The 20,963-nt window shown below is 60.1% G+C and carries 16 protein-coding genes; 9 read left to right on the top strand and 7 right to left on the bottom strand.

All coding sequences use genetic code 11. From position 1 onward, the window contains the following. Window positions 1-36: 36 nt before the first annotated feature. Together ACB035_RS14900 and ACB035_RS14895 are read right to left on the bottom strand one after the other, a co-directional pair. Window positions 37-3,153, bottom strand: coding sequence for an efflux RND transporter permease subunit (locus ACB035_RS14900; protein WP_371167567.1), 3,117 nt, complete (start codon window positions 3,151-3,153; stop codon window positions 37-39). Further along, window positions 3,153-4,202, bottom strand: coding sequence for an efflux RND transporter periplasmic adaptor subunit (locus ACB035_RS14895; RefSeq protein WP_075115732.1), 1,050 nt, complete (start codon window positions 4,200-4,202; stop codon window positions 3,153-3,155). Before ACB035_RS14895 ends, ACB035_RS14900 begins: the two co-directional genes overlap by 1 nt. Before the next feature lie 197 nt (window positions 4,203-4,399). On the opposite strand from ACB035_RS14895, the gene ACB035_RS14890 reads away from it, so the two are divergent. Both ACB035_RS14890 and ACB035_RS14885 read left to right on the top strand, forming a co-directional pair. Next, the gene (locus ACB035_RS14890) at window positions 4,400-5,938 is read left to right on the top strand and encodes a diguanylate cyclase (protein WP_371167566.1); all 1,539 of its coding nucleotides are present in this window, start codon (window positions 4,400-4,402) and stop codon (window positions 5,936-5,938) included. 46 nt (window positions 5,939-5,984) lie between these two features. Continuing rightward, window positions 5,985-6,860 (top strand): patatin-like phospholipase family protein, encoded by an 876-nt coding sequence (locus ACB035_RS14885; RefSeq protein WP_100654262.1) that lies wholly within the window; start codon window positions 5,985-5,987, stop codon window positions 6,858-6,860. 71 nt (window positions 6,861-6,931) lie between these two features. On the opposite strand, the gene ACB035_RS14880 is transcribed toward ACB035_RS14885, so the two are convergent. Both ACB035_RS14880 and ACB035_RS14875 read right to left on the bottom strand, forming a co-directional pair. After that, window positions 6,932-8,272: an APC family permease gene (locus ACB035_RS14880; protein WP_005338365.1), complete on the bottom strand. Its 1,341-nt coding sequence runs from the start codon at window positions 8,270-8,272 to the stop codon at window positions 6,932-6,934. 201 nt (window positions 8,273-8,473) lie between these two features. Continuing rightward, a complete protein-coding gene (locus tag ACB035_RS14875) occupies window positions 8,474-8,740 on the bottom strand; it encodes a DNA-binding transcriptional regulator (protein WP_005338367.1) in 267 nt (88 codons plus the stop codon). Window positions 8,741-8,998: 258 nt separating this feature from the next. Here ACB035_RS14875 and ACB035_RS14870 point away from each other — a divergent pair, with 258 nt between their 5' ends. The 4 genes from ACB035_RS14870 to ACB035_RS14855 all read left to right on the top strand — a co-directional run bounded on the left by ACB035_RS14870 (window position 8,999) and on the right by ACB035_RS14855 (window position 13,503). Beyond that, window positions 8,999-9,595, top strand: a complete 597-nt coding sequence (locus tag ACB035_RS14870; RefSeq protein ID WP_371167565.1) for a hypothetical protein — start codon at window positions 8,999-9,001, stop codon at window positions 9,593-9,595. A 308-nt stretch (window positions 9,596-9,903) separates the two neighbouring features. Then, window positions 9,904-10,926, top strand: coding sequence for a porin OmpA (gene ompA / locus ACB035_RS14865; RefSeq protein ID WP_371167564.1), 1,023 nt, complete (start codon window positions 9,904-9,906; stop codon window positions 10,924-10,926). A 308-nt stretch (window positions 10,927-11,234) separates the two neighbouring features. Continuing rightward, window positions 11,235-12,233, top strand: coding sequence for a porin OmpA (ompA, locus tag ACB035_RS14860; protein WP_236369604.1), 999 nt, complete (start codon window positions 11,235-11,237; stop codon window positions 12,231-12,233). 232 nt (window positions 12,234-12,465) lie between these two features. Then, a complete protein-coding gene (locus tag ACB035_RS14855) occupies window positions 12,466-13,503 on the top strand; it encodes an OmpA family protein (protein WP_371167563.1) in 1,038 nt (345 codons plus the stop codon). 85 nt (window positions 13,504-13,588) lie between these two features. On the opposite strand, the gene ACB035_RS14850 is transcribed toward ACB035_RS14855, so the two are convergent. Both ACB035_RS14850 and ACB035_RS14845 read right to left on the bottom strand, forming a co-directional pair. Continuing rightward, a complete protein-coding gene (locus ACB035_RS14850; RefSeq protein ID WP_005338379.1) occupies window positions 13,589-15,283 on the bottom strand; it encodes an NAD-dependent malic enzyme in 1,695 nt (564 codons plus the stop codon). Window positions 15,284-15,352: 69 nt separating this feature from the next. Then, window positions 15,353-16,210, bottom strand: coding sequence for a helix-turn-helix transcriptional regulator (locus tag ACB035_RS14845; protein ID WP_371167562.1), 858 nt, complete (start codon window positions 16,208-16,210; stop codon window positions 15,353-15,355). Between the two features lie 120 nt (window positions 16,211-16,330). On the opposite strand from ACB035_RS14845, the gene ACB035_RS14840 reads away from it, so the two are divergent. Next, window positions 16,331-17,710, top strand: a complete 1,380-nt coding sequence (locus ACB035_RS14840; RefSeq protein WP_005343930.1) for an MATE family efflux transporter — start codon at window positions 16,331-16,333, stop codon at window positions 17,708-17,710. Between the two features lie 123 nt (window positions 17,711-17,833). Beyond that, window positions 17,834-18,082, top strand: coding sequence for a YciN family protein (locus ACB035_RS14835; protein WP_005338382.1), 249 nt, complete (start codon window positions 17,834-17,836; stop codon window positions 18,080-18,082). Between the two features lie 33 nt (window positions 18,083-18,115). Here the strand turns inward: ACB035_RS14835 and ACB035_RS14830 are convergent, their stop codons facing one another. Then, window positions 18,116-19,237 (bottom strand): GGDEF domain-containing protein, encoded by a 1,122-nt coding sequence (locus ACB035_RS14830; RefSeq protein ID WP_005338383.1) that lies wholly within the window; start codon window positions 19,235-19,237, stop codon window positions 18,116-18,118. Window positions 19,238-19,483: 246 nt separating this feature from the next. Between ACB035_RS14830 and ACB035_RS14825 the strand changes: the two genes are divergently transcribed. Continuing rightward, window positions 19,484-20,881, top strand: coding sequence for a nucleobase:cation symporter-2 family protein (locus tag ACB035_RS14825; RefSeq protein WP_040066712.1), 1,398 nt, complete (start codon window positions 19,484-19,486; stop codon window positions 20,879-20,881). Window positions 20,882-20,963: the final 82 nt, after the last annotated feature.

The following is a 20,963-nucleotide window of genomic DNA, read 5'->3' as shown; positions in this document are numbered from 1 at the left end:
CTTGGGTTCTGATCAGGGTTCTGATCAGGATACTGGTCAGAGCGCCGGAGGGTGCGACTCCCCTGCTCCTTTGGCGGCCAGCGCTTCGTCTACCTGTTGATCCCTCGCCCCTGTCATGCCAGCGTGGCGGGCGATCAGATGGTAGATGGCGGGCACCACCAGCAGGGTGACCAGGGTTGCCAGCGACAGCCCGAAGAAGACCACTGTCCCCACCGCCATCCGGCTCTCGTAGCCCGCCCCCATGGAGAGCATCAGCGGCACAGCGCCGATAATGGCGGTGAGCGAGGTCATCAGGATGGGGCGCAAGCGGCGCACCGAGCCTGCGATGATCGCCTCCTCGAATCCTTCCCCCCGCTGGCGCAGCTGGTTGATGAACTCGACGATGAGGATGCCGTTCTTGGTCACCATACCGATCAGCATGATCATCCCGATCTGGCTGTAGATGCTCATCTCCTGCCCCGTCAGCCAGAGGCCGAGCAGGCCACCGAATATACCGAGTGGCACCGTCACCATCACCACCGCCGGGGTCAGGGTGCTCTCGAACTGGGCCACCAGCACCAGATAGACCACCAGCAGGGCGAGGCCAAAGACCAGCACCATCTCCCCCTGATTGTCGCGGTAATCCTTGGAATCACCGGCGTAATCCACCGTCATGCCGGTGGGCAGGTTGGCGTTGGCCCAGCCATCGAGGAAATCGAGGGCCTCACCCAGGGTGTGGTCAGGATGCACGTCGGCAGTCAGGGTGATCGCCTTTTGCCGCTGGTAGTGGTTGAGGCGGTTGGCGGTCGCCACCTGTTTGACGGTCGCCAGGGTCGAGAGACTGACCATCTCGCCGTTGGCCGCCTTCAGGTAGATGCGGCCAAGATCCGAGATGCCGTTAAACTCGGTCTGATTACCGCGCAGGTAGACGTCATACTCCTCGCCCCTGTCCACATAGGTGGTCTTGCTCGCCCCGCCCAGCAGGGTCTGCAAGCTGTTGGCCACGGTGGAGACCGGAATGCCAAGCTGGCTGGCGCTGTCGCGATTGATGGTCACCTGCAGCTCGGGGGTCTTCTCGGCGTAGTCGAGATCCGGGCTCAGCATCAGGCCGCTGCCCTGCGCCGCCTGTTGCAGCGCCAACCCTTGCTGGTAGAGCTCGGCATAGTCGTTACCCTGCAGCACGAACTGCACCGGCGCGGTGGAGCCGCCGCGGAAACCGGGCTGGAAGGTGCGGATCATCACATCGGGAATGCCGGAGAGCTTGGCACCCAGCGAGCGGGAGAACTCGGTGGCGGTGACGTCGCGCTCGGCCCAGTCGGTGAGCTGGATGATCACCATACCGGTCTGATCGCCGCCACGGCCAAAGGCAGGGGTGCTGAAGCTCAGCGCCTGCACCACCCCTTTGCCCAGCATCGGCATGATGGCGGACTCCACCTGCTGCATGTTGCGCTTCATCCGCTCGATGCTGGTCCCCTCCGCCCCCTTGACGAAGACATAGATAACGCCGCGATCCTCGGTCGGGGTAAGGCTGGTCGGCAGCTGGGTAAAGAGGGCACCGATACCGCCCAGACAGAACAACAGCACCAGCGGCGTCCAGCGGGAGCGACGCAGCACCCACGCCAGCAGGTGGCGATAGTGCCCCTCCAGCCAGCCCAGTCCGCGATCGAGCCCGGCGGTGAGCCGATTCGGTTTATCCAGCGGGCGCATCAGCCAGGAGCCCATGGCCGGGGTCAGGGTCAGCGCCACCAGCGAGGAGCAGAGAACCGCCAAGGAGAGCAATATCGCAAACTCGGTAAAGAGCCGCCCCACCATGCCATCCATAAAGGCGATGGGGACAAACACCATCACCAGCACGGCGGTGGTGGCGATGACCGCAAAGCCCACCTCGCGGGTGCCGTGCCAGGCGGCCAGCAGCGGCGGTTCACCCCGCTGCAGATGGTGGTGGATGTTCTCCACCACCACGATGGCGTCATCCACCACCAGGCCGATGGCGAGGATCAGCGCCAGCAGGGTGATGAGGTTGATGGAAAAGCCGAAATACCAGGCGCCGATAAAGGCAGAGATGAGCGACACCGGCACCGTAATGGCTGGAATGAGCGTGGTGCGCCCCTGCCCGAGGAACAGATAGAGCACCGCCACCACCAGCACGGCGCAGATGGCCAGGGTCTCGTACACCTCGTCGATGGCCTGCTTGATAAAGATGGTGGAGTCGTAATCCACCTCGAGCTTGGCCCCCTCAGGCAGGAAGCGCTGCATCTCGCCGAGTTTCTTCTCGATCCCCTGCGCCACCGCCAGCGGGTTGGCGGTGGACTGGGCGACGATGCCGATACCCAGACTCTCTTTGCCGTTGCGCTGATAGGCGCTGTCTTCGTTCTTGGCCCCTACCTCCACATCGGCGATATCGGCCAGATAGACGCTCTGGCCGTTGGCGGCTGTGGTGACTTGCAGCTGCTGGAAATCTTCCGCTGTGTGGTAGAGACGGGCGATCTGCACCGCCATGGTCATGGAGTTGTTGCGGATCTCCCCACCCGGCAGTTCGATGTTCTCCCGCTTGAGGGCCTCTTCCACATCGCTCACCGTGATGCCACGGGCCGCCATATCCGCAGGCCGCAGCCGCACATACATCACCTGGGTGAGATCGCCGGAGAGCGCCACTTCGCTCACCCCATCCACCAGACTCAGGGGGTCGACCAGCACCCGGTTGGCGTAGTCGGTCATGGCGGTGCGATCCATCTGGCTGCTGCTGAAGTTGAGCCAGATCGCCACATCGCCGTTGCCGCTGTCCTTGGTCACTAGCGGCTCGTCCACATCATCGGGCAGCCGTGGCCGCGCGCGGGAGAGGGCATCGCGCACATCGGAAATCCCCTCCACCATGTTCCAGCCGAGCTTGAACTCGACGGTGATCATCGAGCGCCCCTTGCGGGTCATGGAGTTGATGTTCTTGATGCCGCTGATGCCGGAGAGCTGATCCTCGATGGGCTTGGTGACCTGACTCTCCATCACCGAGGGGGCGGCCCCCTCATAGGTGGTGGTGATGGAGACCGACGGGATCTGCACATCCGGCATCTCCCGCACCGTCAATTTGCTGAAGGCGACCAGACCAAACACGGTGAGCAGGGCGCTGAGCACCACCGCCACCAGCGGGCGGCGAACTGAGATATCGGAGAGCCACATCAGCCGTTCACCTCGGCCAGATCGCGCACCTGCACCCCATCACGCAGATTGACCAGCCCCTCGACCACGATGCGATCGCCGACCTTGAGCCCCTCGGTGACCCAGACGGTCTCCCCTTCGGTCTCGCCGAGCACCACAGGCACCCGCTTGACCCGGCCATCGGCCTCAAGACGGTAAACAAAGCGCTGCTCACCGGCGTACTCCACCGACTGGGCGGGGATCAGGGTGAGCTGCTGGGCGGGCAGTGCCAGCTCCACATTGAGCAGCATGCCCGGGCGCAACTGGCCGTTGCCATTGGGGATCATCACCCGCGCCTTGATGTTCTGGGTATCGTTGGAGACGCGGCTGTCGAGGGTGGTGAGGGTGCCGCTGAAGTGCTGATCCGGCCAGGCGGTACTGGTGGCGGTGACCGCCATGCCCGGGCGCAGCAGGGAGAGGTAACGCTCCGGCACCGCCAGATCGAGGCGCAGTTTGTCGAGTTCATCGAGATGCAGCAGGGTATCGCCGCTGTTGACCAGCGCCCCTTCGCTCAGGTCAATCAGACTCACGGTACCGGCAAAGGGCGCCTGCAAGGTACGCAGGGAGAGCTCGTAGCGGGCGGCATCGAGGCGTGCCTGCACCTGGGCCACGGTGGCCTCCTGCCCCTCCAGCTCGGATTGGGTCACGGCGCCACGGGCCACCAGCTTGCGCATATCACTCAGCTTGCGGTTCTCGTCGCGCAGACTGGCGCTCTGCTCGGCCAGCTCCGCCTGCTGCTTGCCCGCATCGAGCACGATCAGGGTCTCCCCCTTCGCCACGCTCTGACCCGACTGCACCGCAATCTTGACGATGCGACCGGTCACTTCGGGGCTGATGATAACGGAGCGATTGGCGGCCAGCTTGCCCACCAGCTTGAGGGTCGGCTCGGCCAGACTCTGCTTGACGGTTTGAGTGCGGATATTGACCTGTCTGGTCGGTGCTTTGGCGGCGGGTTCGCTGTGACGCAGCGCCCAGACGCCGGCAACCACGATTAGAAGAAGGCCCAAGCCGAGCCAGATACGCATTTTCATCGAACAGTCCATGAAGAGTGAGAGGGTAAATCCAGATTGGGGCCATTTTAGCCCCAGACTATGCCGTGACTATGTATAAATGTGACAAAACGTAACAAGAGCGGGATAAGCTCACTCTGTTTCAGGTCGCGCCGTTTGTTTTCACGCCACATCGCATACACTAACGACAATTTCCTTCGCAACCCGACTGACTGCCTATGCCCAAAATGTCTGACCACCGCTTTCTCACACGCCTGACCTGGCTCCTGTTTGCCGTGGTCATCCTGCTGATTGGTCTGACCTTGCGGCAAAGCCTGAAACAGATAGAACGCCTCTACCAGAGCGATACCCTCAACAGCGCCATCTACCTGCGGGATCGGTTCAAGCAGACCGAAGTGTTTCTGGAGGCGATGCGCGGTCAGGCCGAAGAGCGACTGCGCAGCGACCCCCAGTCGGTGCTCACCCGCCAGCTCTATCGCCATATCGAGGCGCTGCCAGAGGGCCTGGCCCTCGACAAACTCCCCGGGGATTTACCGGCCGGACTGGCGGGCAACCTCACCGGTGACGGCCCACTGCCGCCCCCCGGCAGTGCGCGGGAGGCGCAACTTCATTTGGCCCTGAGCCTCTCTCCCTTGCTGGCCACCGCAAGCCAGCGCCTGGGCAGCGAGATCGCCTGGGCCTACTTCACCGGGGTGGACAACTTTATCTACCTCTATCCCTGGATCCCCTCCAGCCAGTTTCGTTTTGCCCGCAGCATCTATGACAAGCACTACTGGCAGGATGCGCTGATGTCACCCAACCCAAGCCGGGACACCATTCTCTCCCGCCCCTACGAAGATTTTGCCGGACTGGGCACCATGGTCACCATGTCCCAGCCTCTCTACAAGGACGGCTCGCTGGTAGGGATGATCAGCATGGACATCCTGCTTTCACGCTTGCAATCGCAGCTCAATCAACTGGCACCAGCACTGGGTGAGTATCTGCTGCTCAATCAGTACCATCAGGTGCTGGCCAGCAGCGCGCGCCAACCCGTGGTGCCGCAAGACCCCGAGCCGACCGACGAATACCAGTGGCGGCAAGGGGCATTGCAGCTGACCATGGCAATCCCCGATACCCCGTTGCGACTGGTGCACAACGTCACCCTGCTGCCGCTGGTGTGGGCCATGCTCTGCCAGTCCACGCCGACCCTGCTCGCCATCCTCTTTATGCTGCTGGCCGCCCTCTCCAACCTGAGATCCCACCGCCTCAACCAGCGGCTCAATTACCTCTCCTGCCACGATGCCCTCACCGGCGCCTTCAACCGCCACTATCTGGTGCTGCTGGAACAGGCGGGCGATCTGGCCCGGCTGCAAGCGGGGATCCTGATGTTCGATGCGGATCACTTCAAACGGGTCAATGACAACTTTGGCCATGCCGTCGGCGATATCGTGTTGATCCGGCTGGTGCAGATCTGCCAGCAGCAGCTTAGACCCACTGATCGCCTGATCCGCTGGGGGGGCGAAGAGTTTCTGCTGCTGATTGGCCGCGCTGATGCAACGCAGCTCGGCGAGCTGGCGGAGCGGCTGAGAAAGGCGGTGGCGGATCACGACTGGGCCGCCATCGACCCCGGGCTGGAGGTCACCATCAGCCTCGGCTATCTGCCCCACCAGGAGAACCTTCCCCTGCACGAAGCGGTACGCCGCGCCGATGTGGCGCTCTATCAGGCCAAGGCCAACGGTCGCAACCGCAGCGAAAGATGGCAGGGTGACGCCTCCTGACTCTCGGAGTAAGCTGACCCCTCAACCCCTTTTTTGGAGGACTGTCGTGCCACGTAAACCCCGCGTAGGGCTCGCTCTCGGGAGCGGCGCCGCCAGAGGATGGGCCCATATCGGCGTCATCCGCGCCCTTGAACGTCTCGGCATCAAACCGGATTTGATCGCTGGCTGCTCCATCGGCAGCTTTGTCGGTGCCGCCTATGCCGCCGGTGAACTGGATCGGCTGGAAACCTGGGTGCGCGGCTTTACCCGCCTGCAGGTGGTCAGCCTGCTCGACCCGGCCCTCTCCGGCGGTCTGTTTCGCGGCGAAAAGGTATTTGGCCTTGCCGCCAGCCATCTGGGGGATCCCGATCTCGAGAGCCTGCCCATCCCCTTCGCCTGCATCGCCACCGAACTCGATACCGGCCGCGAGATCTGGCTGCAACAGGGCCCGCTGCGCCAGTCGGTGCGCGCCTCCTGCGGCATGCCGGGGATCCTCACCCCGACCCGGATCAACGACCGCTGGCTGGTCGATGGCGCCGTGGTCAATCCGGTGCCCATCTCGCTGGCCCGCGCCATGGGGGCCGAGGTGGTGATTGCGGTCAACCTCAACACCGATATGCACCAACCCTGGACCGACGAGCCGGATCAACCCGGCAGCGGCGGCCTGCTCAGCCAGTGGCTCAATCGCGGTGAGTCCGCGCCAGCCACCCCCGGTCTGTGGAGCGTGATGAGTGGCTCCATCAACATCATGCAGGAGCGGATCACCCGCGCCCGGATGGCCGGTGACCCGCCGGAGATCCAGCTCTGCCCGCGCCTTGGCAGCTTCTCCATCATGGATTTTCATCGCGCCAGCGATGCCATTAACGAGGGGGAAGCCTGTGTCGAGCGCAATCTCGATCAGCTCAAGGATGAACTGGGCCGCCTCGGGTTGCTGGGCAGTTAGTTGTCGACATGCCGTGGTTTACACATGAAAAAAGCGCCATTCGGCGCTTTTTTTTCAACTCACTTACCCGGTCACTCCTTACGGTAGAAGAGCAGCCCGAGCAGAATCACCCCCACAGAGACCAGCAGATAGAGTCCCAGACTGGGATTGGTGATACCGCCATACAGAATGATGAGCGCGCCCAGGGTGGCGCAGGTCGGGATCACGAACCGCTTTATCCAGCCCAACTCGGTAAAGGTGCGCATGTACCAGACATAGAGGAACAGATAGAGGCCATAAATCAGCACGATCGGCATCTCGTCCAGGGCGATGTAACGACCGAATGTCTCGTTGATGCTGCAGTACCACAACACTGAGTAGATCACCGACAACAACGCTGCCGCGAGGGCCGAGTTGATTGGCATGTGGTGATGCGGTTCGATACGGCTCATCCACTTGGGGGCAGGCCCCTGATTGCGGATCGCCAGCGAGTAGGGAATGCGCATGGTCGCCAACACCAGACCATTGAGGGTGCCGAGGCAGGAGATAATCACAAACACGGTCAAAATGGTCGAGGCAGTCCCGCCAAACAGGCTGGTTGTCGCGAGATTTACCGCGTTATCCCCTTGCGCCACTATCTCGTCCGTCGGCAAGACGCTGGCGATCCCCAGAAAATAGGTGACATAGACCACAAAGACTATCAGGGTGCCAATCACCAGCGCTCTGGGCAGATTCTTCTTGGAATCGCGAATTTCGCTGTTGATGGTCACGGCGGCAATCCACCCCTCATAAGCGAAGGCGGTGGCAACCACGGCCGTAGCCAGCGTGCCTCCGGTGCTTCCTATCCCATCCATTGCCTGCACAAAGTTGGTCACGGTGACACCATTGAGCAAGCCTGAAATGGTGCCCACAATGGCAACCAGGATCAGCGGGATCAACTTGATCAGGGTAGAGCCCACTTGCAGCTTGCCCGCCAGGACCGGGGTGTAGAAGTTGATCAGGTAGGTGACCGTCATATAGACAGCCGCCAGTATCCAGGTCGCACCAGAGTTGGTCGGATTATCACTGCCGAGCAAGATCATGGTGTACAGAGCGGCGACCCAGGCAAGGATGGCGGAAAGAGGGGCGTAATAGAGTACGCCTTTGAACCACCCCACCAGATAACCAAACATTTTGCCGTATGCCGCTTCGGCATAATCGACGATACCGTTGGACTTTTCGATCCGCTGGGCAAACTCGGCAAACACCAGCGCGCCGAAGATCATCGAAAATGCTCCCAGCGCCCATGCCAGCAGCGCAATGGCCAGATTACCGCCAGTCAGACGCAGTACATCATCGGCCTTGAAGAAGACTCCGGAGCCGATCACCACGCCGACCACCATCGCAATGGCAGTCATCAGGCCATAGCGTTTATCCAACTCATTACTGCTCATACCCATACTCCATACCGATTGCTCATATCATCCTGAATGTAATAGTGTTCAGGTGGCCAGATACCACCAGGGGGCCCACTTTTCGGGGCCGCTTATTCTCGTTGGCCTACATGGGTAATTCAAAGCGTGTTAGATCAAAATATCGATCGACAACCCAAAAAAAATACCGCCCGAAGGCGGCATTTCTATTCACATCGATGATCACGCCTTGGCGAGGTCATCCGGGCCAATCTGGCCGATTTCGGCGACTTTCTTGTCTGCCAGCAGCCAGAGGGTGAACTTGTGCAGATCAGGGTGGTGCGCCAGGGCAACCAGGAAGGCGCCCCCAACTTCACGGTAACCCAGCTCGTAGTTTTTCAGCGTGGTGGGAGGAACACCCAGCAAATCTGCAAACTTCGGACGGCTCAAACCGACCGCTTCACGGATCTGACGGATCTTCTTGCCAACAGTGACGATATTTGAATTCATAATGTTCCATACTCCGTTTGGCGGATTTACTCCGCCTTTTATTTTTCGCGACGACTCGTAGTCAAGTGTATCAGTTTTGTTCGGACTCGTTATGGTCGAGCCTCTATCTTATGAGCGCCTTTCGGCGACAACCCTTGCCTTCAAGGGGGGATGGTAATCGCTCAGCCGCCTCAGGTAAACAGTCTCGAAAAGAAACCTTTATTGTGGCCCCCCCAATAACTCGTATAATCCGCCGGATACCCATTAAGAGGAATAAGTATGGCGTTTCCCGGCATTATCTCTCGCCTGCACCCCGTATCCAGCACAGAAGAACTGGCACAACAGCGCCTGCAGGGTGAACAATATCGCGCCGAAGCATTCTGGCTTCCGGCCTTGATGTCCAGCCACGCCAGCGAACTGCTGGCCGCCCTGCCGGAGAGCTGCAGCCTGTATCTTGAACAGGCGTGCCCGGACCTGGCCTTGCGCAGCCATGACGGCACCCTGCATAACAATGAGCAGCTCATCACGGTAAATGGTCAGGCAATTGCTCTGGCAACCACCCCGGGTGATGGTGGTCTGGTACCCGAATCGGGCATGTGCGAGATGGCCAACTGGCTGGAGGCGGGACATCGCCACTTCATCTGTTCAGCTGCGGTTCAGCCTGTGGCTCGCGCCATCCTCAACATCTGGCCCCTTGACCCCTATCTGGCCCGACATTTCTTGATGACATTTACCCCCCTGCTGCAGAGCGCTACCCAGGCTGACTACCTCGCGGTCTTTGCCGCCAGAGCGAATCCGGCCAACCCGCATAGCGACTGGGTTCAGGCTTATATGAAGCTGGAGAAGAAACTGCACAGGGCCTATCTGGATCACTAATTAATCTGGATAAACAGCCATTTAAGGTCACGACACAATTTGCCACAAGGCTCATTTGTGAGCTTGATCATGTTTTAAAATCGGCATAGAGTGCGCCTCGTCATCGGAATGACATCAGTTGCCTGGCAGTGGTTTCTCACGCATTGCGTGCCATGCCAGCGCACTCGACACACCAGGAGAGTGTGCAACCCGGTTCTGCCGGGTCATCTGCCAGACTCGACGCCAGCCGTACGGCGGAGCCTGCAGCTTACATAAATTACAAAGTGTGAAGCACGTGAATAACGTGCGATCTCAACGAGGATTTTTTTATGATGAAAATGGCTCCTTCCATGATCGCCATCGCCATGGCTGCTCTGGGTGCTACCGCTGCTCACGCCGCTGACGACATCTACTTCGGTGCCGGTGTCGGTGCTGCTCACTTCAATGGTCTGAACAAGATCGATGGCGGCGGTTACGCTGGTACTGAAGATGCAGCTGCAGCCAACGCCTTCGTTGGTTACAACTTCACCGAAAACTTCGGTACCGAATTCGGTTACCAGTATGCCGGTCGTGGCAACACCGAAGGTCTGCGTTACGAAAACCAGGGTGCCACCCTGTCCGGTATCGCCCGTATGCCAGTTGGCAACGACTTCTCCCTGTTCGCTGAAGGCGGCGCCTACTGGGGTCACACCGATGGTCTGGGCACCAGCGACACTAAAGTTTCCCCGCTGGCCGGTGCTGGTGTGACTTACAAGGTAAATGACGCGCTGGATCTGCAAGCTCGCTACCGCTACATGTGGGACGTGGCTGACCTGCACGCCAACGGTGAGCGTTACAAAGCCAACCAGAGCATCGCTACTCTGGAAGCGGTATACCACCCGTTCCGTACTTCCTACGTAGCTCCGGTAGCTGCTCCGGTAGTTGAAGAAGCTCCGGCTCCTGCTCCGCAAGTGGTAGAGAAGAACTTCGCCCTGAACTCAGACGTGCTGTTTGCCTTCGGCAAAGACACCCTGAAGCCGGAAGGCGTTGCAGCCCTGAACGGTCTGTATCAGCAAATCGTTGAGTTCCAGCCGAAAGATGGCAACGCTGTTGTTGTTGGTTACACCGACCGTATCGGTTCCGACGCTTACAACCAGAAGCTGTCTGAAGCCCGTGCCCGTACCGTTGCCAACTTCCTGGTGAGCAAAGGTATGGCTGCAAGCAAAGTTGCCATCGAAGGTCGTGGCGAAGCCAACCCGGTTACCGGCACCAAGTGCAACAGCGTAACTGCTAAAGCTCAACTGATCTCCTGCCTGGCTCCGGACCGTCGCGTAGAAGTTCGCGTATCTGGCGTACAAGAAGTTCAGCAATAATCTGACCTCGTTCAGATAGTGCGAAAAAAAAGGGATGCTGCGGCATCCCTTTTTGTTTTCCTAGTTCTCGATTGAATCCCTCACTCCCGCCTCCCTGCCCTTGCCTGCCCCGTCTCGAAAGCATAAAGTAGTTGCGCCTGTAAGGTATTGGATAAGCACTAAAAAGCGCTTCTTGTCCGGTCTGTTGTCCATGACGCCAATGCATCATGAGAGTCCAAAGCCTTCGCTATCCACTTTGCTGGCGATTTTTCGCAGCAATAAAAACAAGTGCATTGCCCGACATGGGCTAACACAACGAGGATAAACCGATGAAACTCAAAATGGCTCCTACCCTGATTGCACTGGCGCTCGCCGCCGCAGGCACCACAGCTCAGGCTGCCGATGACTGGTACACCGGTGTTGGTGCAGGTTGGGCTTATGCCCACGGTCTGGATGATTTTGGCAAAGACACTGACAAAGATGCCACTGCGCTGAGCCTGTTCGGCGGTTACAACTTCAACGACTACTACGCAGCTGAACTGGGCTACCTCTACGCCGGTAAAGCGGGCGTTGACGGTGCCGATTTCAAAACCCAGGGTGCAACCCTCTCCGGTATCGCCCGCCTGCCGCTGGGCGACATCTTCTCGGTGTTTGCTGAAGGCGGTGCCTACTTCAATCACGTCAACGGCAATGGCAACAGCGACAATGGCACTGCACCGCTGGCGGGGCTGGGTCTGACTGCCAAGCTTTCCGACCTTATCGATGTGCAAGCACGCTACCGCTATCTGTGGAATCTGGGTGACGAGCAGAAAACCTGGGAGAGCGACATGAGCATCGCGACCCTGGAGCTGGTGATGCACCCGAACCGCACCTCTTATGTTGCCCCGGTTGCCGCCCCTGCGCCTGAGCCGGTTCCCGAGCCGGTACTGGTCGACAAGAACTTCGCCCTGAGCTCTGACGTGCTGTTTGCCTTTGGCAAATCCACCCTCAAGCCAGAAGGTGTCGCAGCGCTGAATACGCTGTATCAGCAGATCGTTGATGTTCAGCCGAAAGATGGCAGCGCCGTGGTCGTCGGTTACACCGACCGTATCGGCTCTGATGCCTACAACCTGAAACTCTCCGAAGCGCGTGCCCGTACCGTGGCCGACTTCCTGGTTGGCAAAGGTCTTCCGGCCGGCAAAGTTGCCATCGAAGGTCGCGGTGAAGCCAATCCGGTCACCGGTACCCAGTGCAACAGCGTCAAGGGCAAGGCTCAGCTGATCTCCTGCCTGGCACCGGATCGCCGTGTAGAAGTACGCGTCACCGGCGTGCAGCAAGTGCAACAGTAACCCTGCAGTCCGACATAACAAGGAGGCCACCTGGCCTCCTTTTTCTTGCCGCTTATTTCACCCACTTTGTAACCCTCTATCGCCCCCTTCCTCTTCCCGTCTCGCGCCCTAGTTCACGGCGTTTCGCCCCCCATACCTCTTTGGTGGTTAAAAACAGCCCGTCACCTATACATAAGTGTGGGGTTTGACCAGCAGGCAACCCCACTACACCAAACATCGACGAGGATACGCGATGAACATAAGAGTAAAACCTGTGTGGATTGCATTGGCATTGGCGAGCACAGGCGCACAAGCGGAACCGGTTCACGACTGGTATGCCGGGGTTGGCGGTGGCTGGGCCATTGCCCACAATCTGAATGATTTCAGTCAGGATGTCAGCAAGGATGCGACTGCGCTCTCCCTATTTGGCGGCTACAACTTCACGGAAAATCTGGGGGCCGAGATTGGCTATCTCTCCACCGGTGACTGGGATATCAGCGGCCATGACTTCAACAGCAAGGGAGCCACGCTGTCAGTCATTGGCCGCCTGCCGCTCAGCGAGATGTTCTCGCTCTTTGCCGAGGGCGGTGGCTATATCTATCACGTCGAGTCGGTCAATGGCGGGGACGACAACCTGGCGCCGCTGGCGGGTCTGGGAGTGACGGCCCGGCTCCATGACTGGGTCGATCTGCAGGCACGCTACCGTTACATAGTGCGCGTTGGCGATGATCCGGATAACGGCAAAGCCAACAGCGGCACCCAGCGCTGGGTCAGCGACATCAGCACCGCCACGCTGGAACTGGTGATCCACCCGAACCGCAGCCAACCCAAAGAAGCAGCCCCCACGCCCGCCCCGGTCGTGGTTCCCCCGCCACCGGCCGAACCGGAGGTGGTGGATCAGACCTTCAACCTCAGTTCCGATGTGTTGTTCGCCTTTGGCAAAGCGGACCTCAAACAGGAGGGGATGAGTGCGCTGGACGATCTCTACCAGCAGATCGTCGACGTGCAGCCCAAGGATGGCAGTGCAGCCGTGATGGGTTATACCGACCGTATCGGCTCGGATGCCAACAATCAGAGGTTGTCAGAAGCTCGGGCCCAAACCGTTGCCGACTTTCTGATCAGCAAGGGATTGCCTGCCGACAAGGTGAGCATCCAGGGAAATGGTGCGAGCAATCCGGTCACCGGCAACCAGTGTGATGCCATCAAGGCGAAGGCGGCGCTCATCGACTGCCTTGGTCCGGATCGCCGGGTAGAGGTGCGTGTCACCGGCGTACAGGGCGGCAGCGAGTAGTTGATCTTGAGGCGATAACCATGTCAGACGTGCAGTAAAAAGGGATGCCGAGGCATCCCTTTTGCTTTGCATCTTCCCGCAGAAATCAGAACGAGGTGCGACGGTAGCGGCGATATTCCGGATGCCAGAAGTTGGCGTCGATGGCCTGATCGATCACCTCGTCCGGGGTCTGCACCGCCTTGCCCTGCAGCATGGCGGTCTTGGCCACCATCTTGGCGATGTAGCGGGAGACCTGATGGATATCCGCCAGATCCGGCAGCAGAGATCCCTCCTCCCCTTTCACCAGCGGCGAGCACTCCGCCAGCGCGCGGCTGGCCGACATCAGCATGGCGTCGGTTACCCGGGTGGCGCCGGAGGCGATGACGCCAAGGCCGATCCCCGGGAAGATGAAGGAGTTGTTGCACTGGGCGATGACGTAGCGCTTGCCCTTGTGCTCCACCGGTGCGAACGGGCTGCCGGTGGCCACCAGCGCCTGACCGTCAGTCCAGCGGATAAGGTCAGCCGGCGTCGCCTCGACCCGGGAGGTGGGGTTGGAGAGCGGGAAGATGATGGGACGGGCACAGTGCTTGTGCATGGTCTTGACCACCTCTTCGGTAAACAGCCCCGGCTGACCGGAGACCCCGATCAGGATGTCCGGGCGACCGTGCTCCATCACCTCCAGCAGGGAGATATTGTCCCCCACCGGCCAGTCAGCAATGCGCTCCACCGGTTGGGAGAGACGGCGCTGGAAGTCGAGCTGGTTGGGGATCTTGTCGGTGATGAGACCGAAGCGGTCCACCATAAAGACCCGGCTGCGGGCCTGGGCATCGGTCAGCCCTTCGGCCTTCATCTGCGCCACGATCTGCTCGGCGATGCCGCAACCGGCGCTGCCTGCGCCGAGGAAGGCAACCCGCTTCTCGGAGAGCTTGGCACCGGAGGCCTTGCAGGCGGCGATGAGGCTGCCCAGGGTCACGGCAGCAGTACCCTGAATGTCGTCGTTGAAGCAGCAGAGCTCGTTCTTGTAGCGGTTGAGCAGTGGCATGGCGTTGTTCTGGGCGAAGTCCTCGAACTGCAGCAGGATGTCGGGCCAGCGGCGCTTGACCGCCTGAATGAAGGCATCGACAAACTCGGCGTACTCATCCCCCGAGATACGCGGATTGCGCCACCCCATATAGAAGGGGTCATTGAGCAGTTGTTGGTTGTTGGTGCCGACATCCAGCACCACCGGCAGGCAGTAGGCGGGCGAGATGCCACCACAGGCGGTGTAGAGGGAGAGCTTGCCGATGGGAATGCCCATGCCGCCGATCCCCTGATCACCCAGACCCAGGATCCGTTCGCCATCGGTCACTACGATCACCTTGACGTTCTGCTTGGTGGCGTTTTGCAGCATGTCATCGATCCTGTCCTTGTCCGGATAGGAGATAAACAGGCCACGGGCGCGGCGATAGATGTTGGAGAACTCCTCACACGCCTTACCGACAGTCGGGGTATAGATGATGGGCAGCATCTCGGTCAGGTGGTTGTGCAGCAGACGGTAGAAGAGCGTCTCGTTGGTATCCTGGATGTTGCGCAGATAGATGTGCTTGTCCATGTCGTTGCCAAACGCCATGAACTGGCGATAGGCGCGCTCGGCCTGCTCTTCGATGGTCTCGATATTCTGGGGCAACAGACCTTCGAGGTTGAAGTTGCTGCGCTCTTCACTGGTGAAAGCGCTGCCCTTGTTGAGCAAGGGGGTCTCCAGCAGGGCGGGACCGGCGTAGGGAATGTAGAGAGGACGTTTCTGGTTATTATCTTCAAACATGGATCTTGGTACCTAAACGGTTAGCTAGACGCAGGGACCCGCCGATCCTAGGGGCTTGTCTCATTAATTTCAAAGAGTTTGCACATCCGTTGCAAAAGGTTTGCGACCCAGTCGACGAAAGGCGCCGGGGGTCTGACCAGTCAGACGACGAAAGCGGTTGGCAAAGTTGGCTCCATCGCTGTAACCGACCCGGGCCGCCAGCTCGCCAAGTGGCCAGTTGGTATAGAGCAGCAGCTGGCGCGCCTTGTTCATTCTGAGCTCGGTCACCCTCGCCATCGGCCCCATACCGAACGCTTGCTGACAGAGGCGATGCAGATGGGGCACCGAGCAGGCTATCTGCCGGGCCAGCAGGGCGACACTCCAGGGTTCGTCCAGGCGCGCCTCCACCCGGCGAAACAGTGCCTGCAACCTGAGTTCAGGGGTGCCGCGCACCTCCCCTTGCAGGGTGCGCTCCAGCAGCGCCAGCAACAGGCTGAGCAGTTGAGGTTGAAGCGGGGAGCGAACCCCCTCCCCCTGCATCAGGCTGAGCAGATGGTAGAGCTGATCGCCGCCATCCCCTTGCCAGATACGGTGGCCAAGGCGGTGCAGATGCTGCCAGCGCGGCACGTCATCGAGCAAAATCCAGCTGATCTGCCAGCTTTCGCCAATCAGCTTGAGCCCACCGGGCACGGCGGCGGGCAGGAAAATCAGCGACCCGGCCGGAATGGCTTGCTCCCCCTCGTCGGTGAGCAGCGCGCCCCCCTCATCGTGACTCACCATCAGGATGTGAAACTCGGGGCGATTGCGGCGGATCAGGTAGTGATCCCGCACCCGGGAGAGGCCGGTCAGGAAGATCCCTGCCTCGCCGAGCAGCGGCAGCCCTTCACGTCCCAACATTCGCTCTTCACAGGCTGGCGCTATCTCCAGACACTCGCTGGCAAATGGCATAACACCTCAACAGGATAGTTTTACACAAGAAAACCGAGAGCTACTCACAGTGAGAAGAGCCTCATCAGCCCCTATCATACCCCTGACAAACCTTGCTTTTCTCATACCCGGTTAACAACTATGAATTATTGGCAAGCGATTTTAAAACAAACCACCGATCGCGAGTTCATGACCCGATTGTGGCGGCTGGCCCTGCCTGTCTCGCTGCAATCCATGATGTTCTCCCTGCTCGGCCTCATCGATATCATGATGGTGAGCCAGCTTGGCACCACGGCTGTGGCGGCGGTCGGCTTGGGTAACCGGGTCTTCTTCTTCAATCTGCTGGTGATAGCGGGCCTCGCGGGCGGGGTCTCGGTATTGGCAGCACAATACTTCGGGCGCGGGGAGATGGCCGGGGTGCGTCGCTCCCTGGCGCTGGCCATAGTGGGCGCCCTGCTGGTCACCCTGCCCTTTGCCTTCATCTATGTGTTATCACCGGGCAGCGTACTCGGCTTTGCCAGTCAGGATCCGGCACTGCGCGAGCTGGCGGATCAATTCTTGATGATCACCGGCGCTACCATCCTCTGTACCGCCATCGTGGTGCCGCTGGAATCAGCCCTGCGCTCGGTCGGCAATGCCGCCGCGCCAACCCGCATCGGCATTATCGCCATCATCGCCAACGTCATCCTCAACTACGCCCTCATCTTCGGTCACTTCGGCTTCGAGGCAATGGGCGTAGCCGGCTCAGCCTGGGGCACCACCATTTCCCGGCTGCTGCAGACAGCCCTGCTGCTGCTCTACGTAAAGCGTTATGAGGCGCGCCTGATCCCGCGCGCACCAGACTGGCTGGCCGCCTTCAAGCGCAAGGAGGTAGTGCGCTTTACCCTGATCGCCCTGCCGCTGCTGTTCCACGACGGCCTCTGGGCATTCGGCATGCTGATTTACGGCTTTCTTTACGCCCATCTTGGCACCGATTCGCTGGCCATCATGACCACCCTCGGCACCCTGGAGAGCATCCTTATCTCCCTCTTCTTCGGACTGGCGGTGGCCTGCTCCACCCTGCTCGGTCACCGGCTCGGGGCCGAGGAGTACGAGATTGCCTGGCAGCACTCCCAGCTGTTCCTGCTGCTGGCACCGATTGGCGCGCTACTGGTGGGGATCATCGTCTGGCTGCTGCAAGCCAACCTGCTGCAGTGGGTCGGCAACCTGCCCCCCGAGCTGATGACGGAAGCGGGACAGGTGCTCGGCATCATGTGCCTCGGGATGCTGCTCAAGGTGTTCAACATGGTGGGGATCATCGGGGTGCTGCGCTCTGGCGGTGATGTGAACTACAGCATCTTTATCGACATCGTCGGCATGTGGTGCATCGGCATCCCGCTCGCCTGGGTGGCGGTCACGCTGCTCGGCTGGCCCCTCTCCTGGGTGGTGGCGGTGGTGCTGCTGGAGGAGCTTAGCAAGGTGCTGCTGGTGCAGCGCCGTATTCGCCAGCGCTGCTGGTTGAAGAATCTGGTGATCGGATAAACAGCCACAAATCGGGGTCATATCAATGACAGAAAAACCCTGTTTGCAGTATGCTGGGCGCCTCTTCAATCAGAGGCAGGGATCCAAGATCTCCCTGTCCAGTAGTCGTTTAAGGAGACGAGCATGCAACCACAGAAAGAGCTGATCACCGAGACGGCCCTGCTTGAGATGGCCAACAAGATCATCAAAGAGCATGAAGACTTCATCCACGGTATGCGCGCCGATTCGGTGGAGCAGAAGGGAGATATTCTGGTGTTCAAGGGGGAGTATTTCCTGGCCGAGGACGGCACCCCGACCGGCAAGACCATGGCGGTCTTCAACATGTTCAAGCTGCTGGCCCAGCAGCTCTCCGGCAAGTACAAGCTGGCCTGATCTCGCCAGCTCATTGCCAACAGGATGCCGCCCTCAGGCGGCATCTGTTTTTGCGCGGTTCTGCCCCTCGACCACCACGCAGTTGCGTCCCGCCATCTTGGCCTGATAGAGACACTCGTCGGCACGGTTGATCAGAATATCGATGGTGTCATCGGCACGAGCCATGGCAATCCCGATACTCACCGTCACTTCCAGCAATTCGTCCGAGGTGGGACTCTTCACCAGCCGCGCCTCGACGGCAATGCGCAGCCGCTCGGCCATTTTGCTGGCCAGCGCCGGATCGGCGCAGTTGTGCATCAGGATGGCAAACTCTTCACCACCATAACGCCCCAGCACCATGTCAGGCTCCAGCTGCTCGCCCAGGGTGGTAGCCACCTCCTTGAGCACCGCATCCCCCGCCAGATGGCCGTAGATATCGTTGATCCGCTTGAAGCGATCGAGATCCAGCAGCATCACCGCAAAGGGCTTCTTCTTGAGTTGCAGCCGGATTCTGGCCTGCTCCAGCTGCTTCATCAGCAAGCGGCGGTTCATCATGCCGGTCAGCTCATCGGTGGTCGATTCCCGATAGAGCCGCAGCAGCATGTTGAGTTGACCGCACTGCACCCAGCAGCTGGCCATGGTAAACATGCCGAGCACCCACACCTGATTCAGGGTGGCCTGACTCCAGATGCTCTGGCCCACCAGCAGCCAGTGACCCAGCAGCATGGTCACCAGCACCACACCAGCCAGTTGCAAGCCGAGGGAGAGGGGGATGGGGAAGATGGCAAACAGGGTGATCAGCAGATAGGGAAAGGCAGCATAGCCCGCCTGCAACTCCTGTCCCGCGCCAAAGCTGTTCAGGCAGAAGAGGGAGAAGAGCATCATCACGGCCATCAGGTAGCCAAGGGCCAGCTTCATCCGTTCCCGCTTGAAGTGGATGAGGTACGAGAGCGGAATAAGTGGCGAGAGCGCCAGGGTGCAGAAGATCCTGGCCTGGAATAGCTGCTCGAAATGAACGGCGGGCAAGGTCAACCAATCCACCACGGCCCAAGCGGGCAATCCGAGCATCAGCAAGCAGGTCAGCAGGCGCAAACGCACCGTCATAAAGCCCATGCGAGTACGAGTAAAGTCTTCGGAGTGAACCCTCGCACTCCAGAACTCTGACAACTTGAGCATCCAGAGTCTCCACGATGAATACTGAGGGCTCATTCTACACCTACAAAGTGGTAAAAATGTCATTAGCGGGGAGAATAAAAAGGAGAGGTCGGTCACACAAACCGACAGATGATAATCGCAGCGCGCAAACGTTTCAACCCATCAAAAAATAAACCTTTTTTTGCATAATTAGCGCTGGTCAGCCTCATTTCAATCACTACAATAGCGCCCAATTTTCTCCCCCTCCCCACACAATTCGAGGTACTTATGGAACAGGCTGCTGTCACACGCGCCAATCGAGAGGCACATCCACCCAGGCGAGCCCATAGCGAACTGGTCTATGGCATAGAGGATGTCCCGCCTCTGCCCCAGACGCTGTTCGCCGCCCTGCAGCATATGCTCGCCATGTTTGTCGCCATCATTACCCCGCCCCTGATTATCGCCAATGCCCTCGGCCTCCCTGCCGCCGACACCCGTTATATCGTCTCCATGTCGCTGGTCATGTCCGGCATCGCCTCCTTCATTCAAACCCGCCGCTTCGGCCCCATCGGTTCCGGCCTGCTCTCGGTGCAAGGTACCAGCTTCAACTTCCTCGGCCCCATCATCGCCTCCGGTCTCGCCCTCAAACAGGCGGCCATGCCCACCGAGGATCTGTTGGGCACATTGTTTGGCACCATGATGGTTGCCGCACTCACTATCGTGGTGATGAGCCGCTTCCTCCATCTGGTGAAACGGATCATCACCCCGCTGGTCACCGGCATCGTGGTGCTGCTGATCGGTCTGACCCTGATCAAAGTGGGTCTGATCAGCATGGGCGGCGGCTATGCAGCCCTCTCTGATGGCAGCTTCGCCAGTCACACCAACCTCTTCCTCTCCCTGCTGGTACTCGGCCTTATCGTGTTGCTGCAGCGCAGTCGCAATCCCTGGCTGCGTCTCTCAGCCATCATGATCGCCATGCTGGCGGGCTATGCCGTGGCCCTGCTGTTGGGCAAAGTGAGCGCCCCCACCTTCGACGGCCCGCTGGTGATGGTGCCCATCCCGCTTCACTACGGTCTCGGCTTTGACTGGCAGCTGTTCGTGCCGCTCGCCATCATCTTCGTGGTGACGGCGCTCGAAGCGATCGGCGACATGACCGCCACCTCGGATATCTCCGGCGAGCCACTGGAAGGGCCTGTCTATATGGAGCGGATCAAAGGCGGCGTGCTGGCTGATGGCGCCAACTCCATGCTGGCGGCGGTGTTCTCCACCTTCCCCATGTCCACCTTCGCCCAGAATAACGGCGTCATTCAGCTGACCGGCGTCGCCAGCCGTCACGTCGGTCTCTTTATCGCCGCCATGCTGGCCCTGCTTGGCCTGTTCCCGGCGGTCGCCAGCCTGGTACAGCAGATCCCCGAGCCCGTGCTGGGGGGCGCCACTATCGTGATGTTCGGCACCATCGCCGCCGCTGGCGTGCGCATCATTGCCCGCGAGGAGCTGGATCGCCGCGCCCTGATGATCCTGGCAGTGTCGCTGGCCATGGGGCTGGGGGTCGCGCAGGTGCCGGAAGTGCTGCAACACCTGCCGGAGCTGGCCAAGAGCGTACTCTCCTACGGCGTCGCCACCGGTGGCATTACCGCCATCGTGCTCAACCTGCTGCTACCAAAGCGCGAAGCGCGTCACTCCTGAGACATCGTCCACCGATAGCCAACCCAAGCCCCGCACTTGCGGGGCTTTACCTTGCCAGTCGCCACGGGTAGTGTGCTGGGCA

The sequence above is a fragment of the Aeromonas sp. S12(2024) genome (assembly GCF_041402305.1).
Taxonomy (GTDB): domain Bacteria; phylum Pseudomonadota; class Gammaproteobacteria; order Enterobacterales; family Aeromonadaceae; genus Aeromonas; species Aeromonas veronii.
The sequence above is the reverse complement of the archived record's forward strand: the minus strand, read 5'-3'. Positions and strand labels throughout refer to the sequence as shown.